Origin of the sequence: Streptomyces sp. S.PB5, from assembly GCF_030403745.1 — a bacterium.
Classification (GTDB): domain Bacteria; phylum Actinomycetota; class Actinomycetes; order Streptomycetales; family Streptomycetaceae; genus Streptomyces.
The window spans coordinates 1-14,739 of record NZ_JAQMWP010000031.1; the positions used below are offsets into that span (position 1 = coordinate 1).

At 70.9% G+C, this 14,739-nt stretch carries 12 protein-coding genes; 5 read left to right on the forward strand and 7 right to left on the reverse strand.

Annotated features, from left to right (window positions below; genetic code table 11):
* The 5 genes from PH203_RS45540 to PH203_RS45560 all read left to right on the forward strand — a co-directional run.
* On the forward strand, nt 1-571 hold a 571-nt coding region (locus PH203_RS45540; RefSeq protein ID WP_289928406.1), incomplete at its 5' end, for an RICIN domain-containing protein.
* A 28-nt stretch (nt 572-599) separates the two neighbouring features.
* Entirely contained in the window at nt 600-1,883 is a 1,284-nt protein-coding gene (locus PH203_RS45545; RefSeq protein WP_289928408.1) for a cellulose binding domain-containing protein, read from the forward strand.
* Between the two features lie 213 nt (nt 1,884-2,096).
* Nucleotides 2,097-2,588, forward strand: coding sequence for a cupin domain-containing protein (locus tag PH203_RS45550; RefSeq protein WP_289928410.1), 492 nt, complete (start codon nt 2,097-2,099; stop codon nt 2,586-2,588).
* Between the two features lie 206 nt (nt 2,589-2,794).
* Complete coding sequence (locus tag PH203_RS45555) at nt 2,795-5,509, forward strand: AAA family ATPase (protein WP_289928411.1); 2,715 nt, start codon at nt 2,795-2,797, stop codon at nt 5,507-5,509.
* A gap of 84 nt (nt 5,510-5,593) precedes the next feature.
* Nucleotides 5,594-8,368 (forward strand): LuxR family transcriptional regulator, encoded by a 2,775-nt coding sequence (locus PH203_RS45560; protein ID WP_289928412.1) that lies wholly within the window; start codon nt 5,594-5,596, stop codon nt 8,366-8,368.
* 31 nt (nt 8,369-8,399) lie between these two features.
* On the opposite strand, the gene PH203_RS45565 is transcribed toward PH203_RS45560, so the two are convergent.
* From PH203_RS45565 to PH203_RS45595, 7 genes are all read right to left on the reverse strand, one after another.
* Complete coding sequence (locus tag PH203_RS45565) at nt 8,400-9,233, reverse strand: alpha/beta hydrolase (protein WP_289928414.1); 834 nt, start codon at nt 9,231-9,233, stop codon at nt 8,400-8,402.
* Nucleotides 9,234-9,275: 42 nt separating this feature from the next.
* The gene (locus tag PH203_RS45570; RefSeq protein ID WP_289928415.1) at nt 9,276-10,154 is read right to left on the reverse strand and encodes an alpha/beta hydrolase; all 879 of its coding nucleotides are present in this window, start codon (nt 10,152-10,154) and stop codon (nt 9,276-9,278) included.
* 43 nt (nt 10,155-10,197) lie between these two features.
* Entirely contained in the window at nt 10,198-10,695 is a 498-nt protein-coding gene (locus tag PH203_RS45575; RefSeq protein ID WP_289928416.1) for a cupin domain-containing protein, read from the reverse strand.
* The gene (locus PH203_RS45580; protein WP_289928418.1) at nt 10,692-11,681 is read right to left on the reverse strand and encodes an alpha/beta hydrolase; all 990 of its coding nucleotides are present in this window, start codon (nt 11,679-11,681) and stop codon (nt 10,692-10,694) included. Before PH203_RS45580 ends, PH203_RS45575 begins: the two co-directional genes overlap by 4 nt.
* 74 nt (nt 11,682-11,755) lie before the next feature.
* A complete protein-coding gene (locus PH203_RS45585) occupies nt 11,756-12,583 on the reverse strand; it encodes an SDR family NAD(P)-dependent oxidoreductase (protein ID WP_289928420.1) in 828 nt (275 codons plus the stop codon).
* Complete coding sequence (locus tag PH203_RS45590; protein ID WP_289928421.1) at nt 12,580-13,389, reverse strand: alpha/beta hydrolase; 810 nt, start codon at nt 13,387-13,389, stop codon at nt 12,580-12,582. Before PH203_RS45590 ends, PH203_RS45585 begins: the two co-directional genes overlap by 4 nt.
* Before the next feature lie 396 nt (nt 13,390-13,785).
* Nucleotides 13,786-14,718: an NADP-dependent oxidoreductase gene (locus PH203_RS45595; protein WP_289928520.1), complete on the reverse strand. Its 933-nt coding sequence runs from the start codon at nt 14,716-14,718 to the stop codon at nt 13,786-13,788.
* Nucleotides 14,719-14,739 lie beyond the last annotated feature (21 nt).

A 14,739-nucleotide genomic window follows, 5' to 3' on the forward strand; every position in this document is an offset into this window, starting at 1 on the left:
CCGGGGCGACAGCACCGCGACGATCACCACCAACGCCGCGCAGGTCGGCCTCACCGGCGGATCGTTCACCCTCACCGACCTGTGGACCGGCGGGACGTCGAGCACCTCCGGCCAGATCTCGGCGAGCGTCCCGGCGCACGGTGTCGCCGCGTTCCGAGTGACCGGGGGCAGCCCGCTGACCGCCACCACCTCACGCCTGCGCGGCACCGCCTCCGGCCGCTGCGTGGACGTCGACAACGCCTCCACCGCCGCCGGGGCCACGGCGCTGCTCTGGGACTGCCACACCGCAGCCAACCAGCTGTGGACCACCTGGACGGGCGGCGAGATCCGCGTCTACGGCGACAAGTGCCTGGACGCCTACAACCAGGGCACCGCCAACGGCACCCGCGTCATCACCTGGCCCTGCAACGGCCAGAACAACCAGAAATGGACCGTCGGCTCCGACGGGACGATCCGCAACGTCAACGCCGGGCTGTGCCTCGACGCCAACGGAGCCGCCACCGCCAACGGGACCCCGCTGGTCCTGTGGACCTGCAACGGCCAGGCCAACCAGAAGTGGTCCCGCGCATGAGCAACGACGCTTCACGAGGAGGAGCTTCATGACGAGCACAAGAACTCTCTTACGGTCCGCCGTGGTCGCGGTCCTGGTCGTCCTGAGCCTGGGCGGCACCGCACTGGGCCGCGGCCAGACCGAGAGCACCCGGCCCACCGCCGCCGGCACGGACACCGCGCCCCTGCGCGCCGCGGCCGCGAGCCCGGGCTGCGGCAAGGCGCCCACCCTGACGAGCGGCACCTACACGATCCAGAGTGGTGGCAAGAACCGCACCTTCATCCTGCGCATCCCGGACGGCTACGACCGCAACCACGCCCACCGACTGATCTTCGGGTTCCACTGGCTGGGCGGCACCTCCACGGACGTGGCCACGGGCCGCACCGTGGAGACGGGCACCTGGGCCTACTACGGACTCCAGCGGCTGGCGAACAACAGCGCCATCTTCGTCGCCCCGCAAGGCCTCAACAACGGCTGGGCCAACTCCGGCGGCGAGGACATCACCTTCGTCGACGACATGATCCGCCGGATCGAGGCGGACCTCTGCGTCGACACCACGCAGCGCTTCGCCCTCGGCTTCAGCTACGGCGCCGCCATGTCGTACTCCCTCGCGTGCTCCCGCGCCACCGTCTTCCGCGCCGTCGCGGTCCAGAGCGGCGGACAGCTCAGCGGTTGCAGCGGCGGCACCCAGCCCATCGCCTACCTCGGGGTGCACGGACTCAGGGACAACGTCCTCGGCATCTCCGGCGGACGGGCGATGCGCGACAGGTTCGTCCAGAACAACGGCTGCACTCCCCAGAACCCGCCCGAACCCGCGCAGGGCAGCCTCACCCACCGGATCACCACCTACACGGGATGCTCGGCCGGACACCCGGTCGCCTGGGCCGCGTTCGACGAAGGACACATCGCCGCCCCGCAGGACGGAGCCCCCGGTGACAGCGGCCGGAGCTGGCTGCCGGGCGAGGTGTGGAAGTTCTTCACGCAGTTCCAGACCTCCGACCCGTCACCAGGAACCGCCTCCTGCCGCGTCACCGACACCATCAGTGCCTGGAACAGCGGTCTGACCTCGAACATCACCATCACCAACACCGGCACCACCACGATCAACGGCTGGTCACTGGCCTTCACCCTGCCCGCCGGCCAGGCCATCACCTCCGGCTGGAACGCCGACTACTCCCCCACCTCCGGCCAGGTGACCGCCAAGAACGTCTCCCACAACGCGACCATCGCGCCGGGCGCTTCCGTGACCATCGGCTTCCAGGCCGTCCACACCGGCAACACGGCCGCGCCGACCACGTACACCCTCAACAGCAACACCTGCACGACCCTCTGACCCATCGCACGCAACCTCACCTCACCTCTCCTTCGCCAGAGCCGTGGCGAAGGGGGCACCGGGCAACGACGCGTGCCGCCGGAGCTGCCACTGCGGCGGCATGCCGCCACGCCGAGTTCACGCGGCGCTCCCGAGTCCGACGTCGACGTGTGCTCCGGTGCAGCCTCCACAACCTGAAGCGATCAAGCGGAATCGCCGGGCCACAATGACCCCATGACCGACAGTCCTTCCCCCAAAGCGCCTCGTCCGCTTCTGCGCCGCCCCTCGGAGGGCGAGCTCATAGACGTCGCCGGTGTCGCGCACTTCTTCCGACTCACCAGCGAGCAGACGGAGGGACGTCTCGCCTTCGAGGAGTTCAGCCTCGCACCGGGCACCATCGGAGCCAGACCCCACGTACACGAAGCACATGACGAGTACTTCTACGTGCTGGAAGGCGAGTTGACCCTCCACACCGGGGACGGCGAGGTGACCGCCGGCCCCGGGTCTCTCCTCGCCGCGACCCGCGGCACCCCTCACGGCTTCCGCAACAAAGGCCCGGCTACCGCGCGAGCCCTGTGCCTGTACACCCCGGCCGGCTACGAGAACTACTTCCGCGACGTCCATGCCGCCGTGAGCGCCGGCGCCGAAGCGAGCGACCAAGTCCTCGCCGAATTCCGCAGCCGCTACCGGACCGGCTCGTATCCGCCTTCCGTGGACATGCCTTGAACGGACGGTTGAACCACACCACTTCACCTTCACCCAGGACGAAAACCTCAGCACTCGGACCGCTGGTCCAGGCCGGTGGCAGCAGCGCTGCCGGGCAGGGAAACGGGTCTGTCGCGGCCCGGGCCGTTCTTCAGGTCGTCGGACGCGGCACAGTACCCTGACCTTCGGACAGACCGGGTCCGGCGACCTGGTCTGATGGGGGGAACGTGGAGCTCATCGGTCGCGACGACCAGTTGCAGTTGTTGCGCCGGCTGCTGGCCGAGCCGCGCAGCCACGGAGCCGCGGTGCTCGTCCAGGGTGCGCCCGGTATCGGGAAGACGGCACTGCTCACCCGGACCGCCGCACTCGCCGAGGAACTCGGCTACCAGATCCTGCGCACCAGCGGGGTCGAGGCCGAGAGCGACATCCCCTACGCCGGTCTGCAGCTCATCCTGCGGCCGCTCGTCACAGGAGCCGCCGACCTCGCCGTATCGCACCGGCAGGCATTGGACACCGCTCTCGGACACGCCGAGACCGGTGTCCCCGACGTCTTCCTGGTGGGTCTGGCGGTTCTCAACCTCCTGGCCGACGCCGCCGCGGCCGCACCTGTGCTGGTCCTGGTCGACGATGCTCAGTGGCTCGACGACGCCACCGTCAGCGTCCTCGCCTTCGTGGCGCGAAGGGTCGGCGCGGAGCCGGTGGTCCTGGTGGGAGCCGCCCGCGACGGCTACCGGTCACGTCTCAGCTCGGACGAACTCACCTCCGTACCCCTGACCCCGCTCACGGACGCCCAGGCCACGCAGCTTCTGGCGGACCATGCACCGAAGCTGCGGCCGACCGCGCATCGCCGCCTGCTGGCCGAGGCGGCCGGGAACCCCCTGGCACTGACCGAACTCTCCCGCACCCTAGGTGCGTCGGCCGATCCCCACCTGTCCCAGCTGCCGCTCACCGAGCGCCTCGAACGGGCCTTCACCGACCGTCTGGAATCCCTGCCCGAGATCACCCGCAGTCTGCTGCGGATCGCAGCCCTCGACGACAGCCCGTCGCTCCCCGAGATCTACCGCGCGACCCGGCAGTTCACCGGCGTGGCGGCAGGAACCGCGGAACTCGACCCTGCCGTACGCTCCCGGCTCGTCCACGTCGTGGGCGCGGAGCTTCGCTTCGGGCATCCGCTGATGCGGTCGGCGATCCACCAGACCATGCCCGCTGAGGTCCGCCACGCCGCTCATGCCGCGCTCGCCGCCGTACTCGACGAACAACCCGACCGGCAGTTGCGGCACCGGGCCGCCGCGGCCGACGACCCGGACGAGAGCGTCGCCGTGGCGTTGGAGGACGCAGCTCATCGGGCCGCACACCGTGGCGGCATCGCGGCGGCCGTCACCGCACTCGAACAGGCGGCCGCACTCAGCGAGGACACCGGGCGCAGGGCGGAACGGCTGCTGCACGCCGCCGACTTCGCCGTCGAACTCGGCCGGCCCGAGACGGTGAACCGGCTGCTGGACCAGGCACTTACCGGGCCCTTGTCGCGGCGGCAGCACGCCACGGTCGTCTGGCTGCGCGGCAGCTTCGACGAGGGACTGCACAGCCACGCCTCGGGCGCCCACTCGCTGACGGCCCTCGCCGAGGAGATGGCCATGGAGGACCGTGCGCTTGCGTTGCGGATCCTGTGGAGCGCCGCGCAGTTGTGCTTCTGGTCCGATCCGGGCCCGGAGGGGCGCCGTGCGGTACTGGAGGCCGTGGAGCGCATGGGGCTCGACGAACTCGACCCGTGGCGCCTGGCCATCTGTGCCTACGCCGCGCCGGTCGAACGCGGGACCTTCGTCCTGGAACGGGCCCGGCACGTCGCCCTGAAGGAGGGCGATGACGGCCGCGCCTACCGCATGCTCAGCACCGCCTCGCTCCTCGTCGGCGGTTTCGACCTGGCGCGGGCGTTCTCGACGGCCGGCGGCGCTCCGCTGCGCGCCCAGGGACGCCTGGGGCTGCTGGCCCGGACGGTGGGCGCGGACGCCTGGAGCGCTCTCGTGGTCGGCGATCTCGGCGCGGCGATCGCCGCGACCGAGGAGTCACGACGGCTGGCGCGCGAAACCAGCCAGACGATGATGTACGCGTTGATGACCGCCACCGCGGCCAAGCTGGCCGCGCTGCGCGGTGAGGTGGACTCCGCCCTGGAGCTGGCGGAGGAGGCGGAGGAGATCGCGCTGCCGGCCGGGGCGCGTCCGGTGCTGGCCACCGCGTCGATGGCGCGCGGGCTGGCCGCGCTCGGCGCGGGGCGCTTCGAGGAAGCCCTGGCCCATTTCCGCCGCCTGCACGATCCGGTGGACCCCGCGTACCAGGTCGCCCTGCGGCTGACGGTCGTCGGCGACCTCGTCGACGCGGCCACGCACTGCGGGCGGCTGGAGACCGTGCCGGCGATCGTCACGGAACTGGAGGAGGTCGCCACGGTGACCTCCGCGCCGGTCCTGCATGCCGAACTGCGCCTGGTCCGGGCGCTGCTGGCCGCCGACGAGGACGCCGACCCGCTCTTCGGGGACGCGTTGAGCGCCGACCTCGGCGCCTGGCCCCTGATCAGAGCCCGTACCCACCTGGCGTACGGCGAATGGCTGCGGCGCAGACGGCGCAGTGTCGAGTCCCGCGACCATCTCCGGGCCGCCCGGGACATGTTCGACGCGCTCGGCGCGATCCCCTGGGGCGAGAGGGCCCGCCGCGAACTGCGCGCCTCGGGCGAGACCAGCCGCCGCCGGGCCCCGGACGCCCGGGACCAGTTGACCGCCCACGAACTCCAGATCGTCCAGCTCGCCGCCGACGGTCTGACCAACCGCGAGATAGGGCAGCGGCTCTACCTGTCGCACCGGACCGTCAGCTCACATCTCCACCGGATCTTCCCCAAACTGGGCGTCGTCTCGCGCGCCGAGCTGCGAACGGTGGTCAGCACACTGCACTGAGCACCGTCACATGACGCTCGATACCGCCCGCACGTCGCTCCTAGCGTTCCCCACGTCAGAACGTCGACAGGGGGGATCCGTCCCATGGCGTGGAACGACGCCCACCAGGCACCCGGGCCGCCGATAGTCGGCCGCCACAGCGAACGCGAAGCCATCGGGCGTCTGCTCGACACCGTGCGCGACGGCCTCAGTGCCGTCCTCGTGCTGACCGGCGAGGCCGGGATCGGCAAGACCCGGCTCTTGGAGTACGCCGCAGATCACGCCGCCGAACTGCGTGTGATCCGCCTGACCCCGGTCGAGACCGAGACCAGTCTCGGCTTCGGCGCGCTGCACCGGTTGCTGCGGCCGTTCCTGAACCGGAAGGACCGGCTGCCCGGGCCGCAGCGGGCCGCGCTGGACACGGCCCTGGGCCTGGTGGCGGGGCCGCCCGCGGACCGCTACCTGGTCGGGCTCGCGACGCTGACGCTGTTGTCGGACGCCACCGCGGAGCAGCCGCTGTTGTTGCTGGTGGACGACGCTCACTGGCTGGACCGGGAATCGGCCGAGGCGCTCGCCTTCACCGCTCGCCGACTGCACGCCGACTCCCTGGGCATGATCATCGCTCTTCGGGACGGGCCCGAGGACACCGGACTGTTCGAGGCATTGAGCGTGCACTGCGTGACCGGTCTGCCGGAAAGGGAGGCCAAGTCCCTGCTTTCCTTCACCACCCGCCGGGTGGATACGGCGGTGGCCGAGCGGATCGTCGTCGGCACCGGCGGCAATCCGCTCGCCTTGCTGGAACTGACCGACGCCCTCGCCGCCGAACAACTGGCCGGCATCACGCCGTTGCCCGATCCCCTGCCGGCCAGCCGACTGCTCGAAGGCCATTTCCGACGCCTGGTCCACGCCATGCCGCCCGAGACCACGACCCTGTTGCTGCTCCTCGCCACGGTCCCCGCGGGCGACACGGCGATGATGTGGCGAGCCGCCGGGCGGCTGGGGCTGTCGGCCCGCGCCGTGCAACCGGCGATCGCCGCCGGAATCCTCGGCCGGGGCACCCCGCCGGCCTTCCGCCATCCCCTGATCCGCTCGACGCTGTACGCGGCAGGCCCACCCGAGGAACGGCGCCGGGCGCACGCGGCACTCGCCGCGGCCTGCGACCCCGTACGCGATGCCGACCGCCGCGCCTGGCACCTGGCCGAGGCAGCCGAGGGCGTGGACGACGACGTGGCCGACGATCTTGAAGCAGCCTCCGAGCGAGCCCGCTCCCGCGGCGGCTACTCCCAGCAAGCCCTGTTCCTGTCCCGCGCCGCGGCCTTCACCAAAGCCCCGGACACACGAGCCGAGCGCCTGCTCGACGCGGCGCAGGCCCATCTGATGTCCGGCGACCCGTCGGCGGCGCAGACCGCTCTGGATCTCGCGTCCGCCGACATCCGTGGCCCGGTGCTGGGCGCACGCGAGCTGCGGATACGGGCGACCGCGCAGATGTTCAGGATCGCTGTGGCCGACGTCCCCGCGATGCTCATGGCCGCCGTGACCAGGCTCGGCTCCCGGGACCCAGGGCTGTCCTGGGAGCTGCTCTGCGAGGCGCTCCACGCCGCACTGGTCGCCCACGACTGCACGCAGGGCACGTCGCCTGCCGAGGTCGCGGCGGCGGCCATCGCCGCGCGGCAGCACACCGCGGACGGCCGCGACCTTCTGATGGAGGGTCTGGCGCGTCGCGTGGCCGAAGGGTACGAGCACGGCGCGCCGGCGCTGCGCACCGCACTGGACGGATTGCGGCGCGGCCGCACGATCCGTGACGCGCGCAGTCCCTTCGCGGTGATGCTGTCCATGGCCTGTGACGATCTGTGGGAGGTCCAGGCCGGGCGTGACCTCACCGACCGCCTGGCGGCGGCCGACCGCGGCACCGGCGCACTGTACGCGCTGAGCATCACGCTGCTCGTCCAGGCGCGCTACGACCTGTGGGACGGGCGGTTCGGGGAGGCGGAGGTCCGCTACGCCGAGTTCGACGACATCGCCGCCGACACCGGCTTCCCCGGCGGCGGGGACATCAACCGGCTCCACCTGTTCGCCCTCACCGGCCACGAGGAGGAGCTGCGCTCGGCAGTGCGGCGGACCGCGGAGATGGGCAGCCTGGGCCACGGCGTGCTCCAACTCCTGGCGCAGCACGCCCTGACCCTGTTCGAGCTGGGCCAGGGCCGCTACGGGCAGGCGCTGAAACACGCGCGCACGGTCTTCGAGAAGGACCCACCGGCCTGCGGCAACCTCATCCTGACGCAGCTCGTCGAGGCCTGTGTCCGCACCGGGGACCGAGCCGGCGCGAGCGAAGCCCTGGCCCGGCTGGAGGAACGCGCCCCGCTCGCCGCCACCCCTTGGGCACTGGGCAGCCTGGCCCTGGGCCGGGCGCTGACAGCCGACGGCGACGACGCGGAGAAGTTCTACCAGGAGTCGCTCGACCTGTTGCATCAGAGTCCACTGGCCCTGGAACAGGCCCGCGCGCGACTCCTGTTCGGCGAGTGGCTGCGCCGCTGCAGGCGACGCTCCGACGCCAGGACGCAGCTGCGTGCCGCGTACGAGAGCTTCGACGCCTTCGGTGCGACGCCGTACACCGAGCGTGCCCGGCTGGAGCTGCTCGCCACCGGGGCGAGGGCCCGCAGGCGGTCCGAGGAGACCAGGTTCGATCTCACTTCGCGGGAACGGCAGGTGGCCTCCATGGCGGCCGCCGGGCTGACCAACTCGGAGATCGCGACCAGGTTGTTCGTCACGGCGTCGACCGTCGAGTTCCATCTGAGCAGGGTGTTCCGCAAGCTCGGCATCACCTCCCGCAGGCAGATCCCCCGCACGATCGGCGAACAGGGCTCGGCGACCGAAGGCTGACTCTGCTTCACGCTGGTCACATCGACTGGCGTCACTTGCTCAGGAAGGCCAGCAGCGCCGCGTTCACCTCCTCGGCGTGCGTCCACAGCAGACCGTGCGGGGCGCCCTCGACCTCGACGTACTGCGCCGAAGGCAGCAGCGCGTGGAAGGGCCGCCCGGTGGCGTCGACCGGCAGGATCCGGTCTGCCGTGCCGTGCAGGATCAACGTCGGTACGTCGATCTCGGCGACGTCAGCGCGGAAGTCGGTGAGCCAGGTGGGCACGCACGCCACCGACGCGTACGCCGACGCCCCCGCCGCCACGTTCCAGCTGGCCCGCACGGCCTCTTCGCTGATGCGGCTGCCGAGCGTCTCGTCGAGGTTGTAGAACGCCTCGTAGAAGCTGGTGAAGTAGGCGTAGCGGTCTTTGGTGACCGCCGCCAGGATTCCGTCGAAAACCGACTGGTCGACGCCGCCTGGGTTGTCGTCGGTCTTGAGCAGAAAGGGTTCGAGGGAGGCCAGGAAGGCGGCCTTGGAGATGCGCTGTGAGCCGTACGTGCCGAGGTAGCGGCCGACTTCTCCCGTGCCCATGGAGAATCCGACGAGTACCGCGTCGGTGAGGTCGAGCTCGGTCAGCAGTGTGTCGAGGTCGGCGGCGAAGGTGCCGTAGTCGTAACCCGTGGTCGGCTGCGAGGACCGGCCGAAGCCGCGCCGGTCGTAGGTGATGACCCGGTGGCCGGCGTCGAGCAGGGCCGGGAGCTGTTTCTCCCAGGAGTGGCCGTCGAGCGGGTAGCCGTGAATCAGGACGACGGGTTGTCCGCTTCCTTGATCCTCGTAGTACAGCTCGATGTCGGTGGAGTTCTCCTGTCCGACCGTGATGTAGGGCATGTCGGTTCCCTTCGGAGATTGACGGATGAGAGTGGTGCCGGGTCAAGAAGTGGCGCGGGCGGCGGTTGCGATGAGGTGCGCGGTCGCGTGGGGGTGGGAGACGAGGACCGCGTGCGAGGCGGTGCGGATCACCTCGGTGTGAGACCCCGCGCGCTGGGCCATCGCCTGCTCGGCGGCGGGTGGGATGGCGTGGTCGGCGCCCGCGACCAGGAACCAGGAAGGAATGGTCTTCCATGCCGGCGTGCTGCTGGGTTCCTCGAAGGCGGCCAGCGCCACGGGCCGTTGCCCGGCCGCCATCAGGCGGGCCTTGCCGGCCGGTACGTCGGCGGCGAAGACCTGGCGGAAGTCCGTGGGGGTGACGTAGGCGTCCTGGCCGCCCGGGAAGGGCCGGACCGTGAGCGCCGGTGGAAGCTGGCTGCCCGGGTACTTTCCGAGGATCGCCAGGCCGGACTCGCCCTGGTCGGGTGCGAACGCGGCGATGTACACCAGGGCTTTGACATTGGGGTGGCCGACCGCGGCGTCGGTGATGACGGCGCCTCCGTAGGAGTGGCCGACCAGCACGACCGGCCCCGCGATGGTGTCCAGGACACTCGATACGTAGGCCGAGTCGCCGGCCAGACCGCGGAGCGGGTTCGCGACACCGATGACCGGGTAGCCCTGCCGCTGGAGTCGTGACGTGACCGCGTCCCAGCTCGACGAATCGGCGAACGCGCCGTGGACGAGGACCACGGTGGGCCTTGGGGTGCTCGGTGCGGTTGACTCCGTGACCGCCTTGGCGGCGGTTGCGGCGCCGGTGGGCGTGGCGGCGGTCAGTGCCGGGATCGTGAGCAGCGCTGCGGCGACCATCGCCGGGAGCATCGGCTTCCTGCGGTGCGCGGCGCGGGCGGAAGGACGGACGGGGACGGGTTCGGTGCCTGTCATGGCTGTTCTCCTCGTCTTTCCCGCTCTCGCGGGGCGGTCTGACTCACAAGGACGGCGGTGGTCCGGTGACCCGCAGATGGAAGGCGTTGGCGGAGGCCACGACCGCCGCGAGATCGAACTCCGGCGGCAGGTCCCCCGCTTCGGCGACGGGGGTGCCGTTGGCCCTGAAGTACTCCTCGATGCAGGCCGGGCTGAACAGCACCGCGATCCGCGCCCCTTCCGGCGAGCGCACCAGATGGCTGTGCGGGACGCCGCGCGGTCCGTACGCGACCTGCCCGGGCACCAGGTCGTGCCGCTGGTCGCCGATGAAGAACGTCACCTCGCCGTCGAGGAGGAACCAGACCTCCTCCTCGTCCTCGTGGACATGGTGCGGGGGCGCGTGGCCGACAGGGTCGGCGAACTCCATCAGGCTGAGCCGGTTGTCGGTCGCGGTACCGGGCAGCAGGATCCTGGCCTGGCCGCCGAGGAACCAGAAGGGTTCGCGTTCGGCCGTAGGGGCGAGGGTCGGGAAGAACCGGGTCACCTTCGCTCCTGACGTCATCGGTGGTCCTCCAGGAAGTGCAGCAGCAGGTCGGTCATTTCTTCGGGGTGCTCCTCGTAGATCCAGTGGCCGGAGTCGGGTACGACGGCCGGGGTGACGTGGGTGGCGTAGTGGCGCACCTGCTTCGCGACGGACGTACCGAGGCTGCCGGAGGCGCCGATCGCGAGCACCGGCATGGAGAGGGGCTTCTTCTGGAACCGTGCGTTGTCGGCGATGTCCTGCGGGAAGGTCCTGAACCACGCGAAGCTCGCTTCGAGGCGTGCCGGGTCGCGCAGGTAGGAGGCGAAGACCTGGAGGTCGTGCGGGGTCAGGGCGTCCTTGTGTACGGCGAGGCCCCGCATGAAGCCCGATGTCCAGGTCAGCTCGCGGCCCCGGATCAGGCTCTCCGGGAGGCCGGTCTGCAGGGAGAAGAAGCCGAAGTTCCATACGCCGGGGCCGTCGGCCGTGAGCGAGGGGAACCGGTAGATGCCCTGGTCGGGGATCGGGGCCTCGCTGAGGACGAGCTTCCTGACGTTGTGCGGGTATTGCGCGGCGTAGGCGTAGGCGACCATCGTGCCGATGTCGTGGCCGACGACGTTCACGTCGTGGTCCTTGCCGAGTGACGCGAGCAGTGCGTGCAGCTTGGCGGCCATGGTCTTCTTGTCGTAGCCGGACGCCGGGGTGTCGCTGTGGCCCGCGCCGGGCAGGTCCGGGGCGATGACGGTGTAGTGCTCGGCGAGCGCGGGCATGATGCCGTGCCACTCGTACCAGGTCTGGGGGTAGCCGTGGATCAGGAGCAGGGTCGGGCCGTGGCCGCCGATCACGTAGTTGATGCCGGTTCCGGCGACCTGGGTCTTGTGTTCGCTGAAACCGGCGGGCATCTGCTCGCCGGCCGACGATGCCGGTCTGGCGGAGGCATCGGCTATGAGGGTGGTCGTACCGAGGCCGACGGTCAGCGCGAGGACCGCGGCCGCCAGACGGCGGGATCCGGGCAGGCGGAATCTCACTGGCCCCTCCAAGGGGTGTGGGCGGGTAATCGACAAGCAGCGATGCCGGTGGCGGCCCGTGCCCTGACGGCGGGTCAGAGGGACTCGACGAGGCCGCCGTCGATGATGAAGTCGGCGCCGGTGATGTTCGCCGCCGCCGGACCGGCGAGGTAGACGACGAGGTCGGCCACTTCGGACGGACGGGTGAAGCGGCCGGTCAGCGACTGGCCTGCCGCACCGCGGGCCACCTCACCGGGATCGACGCCCCGGGACGCGGCGACCGTGGCGGCGACACCGCCGGCGCCCTGCCACAGCGCCGTCTCCACCGGGCCGGGACCGATGGTGTTCACCCGCACACCGTGCGGCCCCACTTCCTTGGACAGGGCCTTGCAGAAGTTGGTCAGCGCTGCCTTGGCCGCGCCGTAGTCGATGACCAGCGGGTCCGGCAGCCTGGCGTTGACGGAGGAGACGGTGACGATGCGTCCTGCGCCGGTGGCGAGCAGGTGGGGCAGGACGGCCCGGGTGGTGCGGACGGCGGCCATGAGGTTGACCGTGAACGTCCACTCCCAGTCCTCGTCCGTCACACTCAGGAAGCCGTCGACCCTGGGCCGGACCGCGCCGACGTTGTTCACCAGGACGTCGACACCGCCGTGGACCGCTACGGCTTCGGCGACCAGCGCCGCCGGACCGTCGGAGGTCGCCAGGTCGACTTCCACGACGGTGAGTTCGGCACCCTGCTTCACCAGTGCGTCGAGGGCTTCGGTACGTTCCCTCGATCCGGCGACGACGCGGGAGCCGGCTGCGAGGAAAGCCTCGACCACGGCGAGTCCGATGCCGCGCCCGGCACCGGTGACCACGACGGTCCGTCCGGCGAGACCCGCGCCGGCACCGGGGTCTGCGGTGCCCGGGGAGGTCGATGTCATCGTGCCGTCTCCGGACTGCGCTGCCGCAGCCAGGTCAGCACGGTGTCCGCGACCTCCTGCCAGCCGCCGTCGACCGTCAGGGAGTGCCCGCGGTCGGGGAAGTTGATGATGTCGGTGACGGCCTCGGAGTGCCGGTACTGCTTGAGGGTGGCCCGGGTGACGACCTCGGGGACCGTGTGATCCTTGCCGCCGGAGATGAGCAGCAGGGGGCCGCGTCCGTTGTTGTCCGTGTCGACCTTCGCGGGCGAGTGGGGGTTGAAGTTGGCGGCGGCGGCCTCGTAGAGCGGCTTGCCCGGCGCGGGGATGGTCCAGCGCTCGTACAGGGCCGCCGATTCCTCCTCCGCGATGGCGTTGCCGAAAGCGAACCGGAACTGCTCCGGGGTCAGGGAGACCGACCGGCGCTTGTTGGCCGGGTTCTTGAAGACCGGGAGCGTCGCCTTCAGTGCGGACAGCGGCAGAGGCAGAACGCCCTTGATCTGTGCGGCGTCGATCGCGACCGCGGCGGCGGCCCGGTCCTGGCCGAGCAGCTTCTGGGCGATCATCCCGCCGAAGGAGTGACCGATCACGATGGGCCGGGCGGGCAGGGTCTCGATGAGGGCCGCGTAGTGCTCCACGACGTCATCGATGCCGTATCCGGCGACGCTCTCGGGGTTCTGGCGCGCCTCCTCGACGGTGTCGGGGTCACCGGGCCACCCGGGCGCGGAAGGGTCGTAGCCCTCCGCGCGGAACAGATCGATCCACGGTCGCCAGGAGGTGCTGTGCAGCCAAAGGCCGTGGATGAAGACCACGGGAAGCGGGACGGTCATGGCTGGGCCTCTCTTGTGTGGGTGTGCTGACCCGGCATGCGCCCACGAAACCCGAACCCCCGCCGCACTCGCACCGGGGTGACACCCCAGTGGTTCACGGTCGGAGAAGGTGTTCGGTTGCGGGGGCCCGGATTCGCGTGAGCCCCCGTACGCTTCCCGCCTCGCAGCCTGGAAGACGCGCCGTCAGCTCGCCACTTGGATCCTTCTGTGACCGCGGTGTCCGGTGACGGTGCTGATATCGGCCAGAGGCCGGGCAGCCAGTGCCACAGGACCGGGCTGCGGCCACTTGGGACAAGCCGTTCTCGGCTGGCGGAAAGCACGGCCGCGCGGCCTCCGAGTGACCCCTACGGGAACGTCAGCAGAATGAGACGTCGAAGAGGTACCTGGCCCCTCGGGCTACGGCACCAGGACGATCTTTCCGGTCGTGTGGCCGGTCCTGATCTGGTGATGGGCGGCTGCGGCTTCCCGAAGCGGATAGCTGCCGGCGACCAGGACGCGCAGTCGCTCGGCCCGCGCGGCCTCGGTGAGTTGCAGGCGGGCGGCGTCGCGGATGTCCGTGCCCGGATCCGCGCCGGGAGCGCCGCCGAGGAGCTTGATGCCGACCTGCGCCCCGCGGGCGAAACCGGCGATGGTCGCGATGCGGGAACGGTCGGCGACGAGTTCCACGGAGACATCCACCGCCTCGTCGGTGCCCACCAGATCGGCCGCCGCGTCGAGGCCCTCCGGCGCCACCGCGCGAACCCGGTCAGCCAGGCCCGCCCCGTAGGCGATCGGGATCGCTCCCAGCTCACGCAACAGGTCGTGCTTGGCGGGGCCGGCCGTGCCCAGGACCGTGGCACCGCGGGCCGCCGCCAGCTGAACGGCCATCAAGCCGACTCCTCCGGCCGCGCCGTGGATCAGCACCGTCTCGTCCTTGCCCAGGCCGATCGCCTCAAGCACGTGCACAGCGGTGACACCGGCGGCCATCAGCCCGCCGGCCTGCTCCCAGGACAGGTTGGCAGGCTTCGGGACCACCGCTGAGCCCGGGACGACGAGTTCGGCGGCATACGCGCCGGACGCGCGATAGGCGATCACCTCATCGCCGACCTCGATCGGACCTGCGGGACCGGTCGCGTCGGCGCCGACCGCGGTCACCACACCGGCCGCCTCGACGCCGAGCCGCATCGGCAGGTTCGCCGGATCGGTTCCGAAGGCGCCGCTGTACACCTTGGTGTCGAACGGGTTGACGCCCGCGGCACGGACCGCGATGCGCACCTGCCCCCGCCCGGCATCCGGAACGGCCTCGTCGATCACCGACAGCACCTCGGGACCGCCGTACGCACTTGCCACGACCGCTTGCACTTCGCTCAT

What these genes read in the sequence shown, in the direction of transcription:
- PH203_RS45545 (WP_289928408.1), top strand. Translation starts at nt 600, where the DNA reads ATGACGAGCACAAGAACTCTCTTACGGTCCGCCGTGGTCGCGGTCCTG.
- PH203_RS45550 (WP_289928410.1), top strand. Translation starts at nt 2,097, where the DNA reads ATGACCGACAGTCCTTCCCCCAAAGCGCCTCGTCCGCTTCTGCGCCGC.
- PH203_RS45560 (WP_289928412.1), top strand. Translation starts at nt 5,594, where the DNA reads ATGGCGTGGAACGACGCCCACCAGGCACCCGGGCCGCCGATAGTCGGC.
- PH203_RS45565 (WP_289928414.1), bottom strand. Translation starts at nt 9,233, where the DNA reads ATGCCCTACATCACGGTCGGACAGGAGAACTCCACCGACATCGAGCTG.
- PH203_RS45570 (WP_289928415.1), bottom strand. Translation starts at nt 10,154, where the DNA reads ATGACAGGCACCGAACCCGTCCCCGTCCGTCCTTCCGCCCGCGCCGCG.
- PH203_RS45575 (WP_289928416.1), bottom strand. Translation starts at nt 10,695, where the DNA reads ATGACGTCAGGAGCGAAGGTGACCCGGTTCTTCCCGACCCTCGCCCCT.
- PH203_RS45585 (WP_289928420.1), bottom strand. Translation starts at nt 12,583, where the DNA reads ATGACATCGACCTCCCCGGGCACCGCAGACCCCGGTGCCGGCGCGGGT.
- PH203_RS45590 (WP_289928421.1), bottom strand. Translation starts at nt 13,389, where the DNA reads ATGACCGTCCCGCTTCCCGTGGTCTTCATCCACGGCCTTTGGCTGCAC.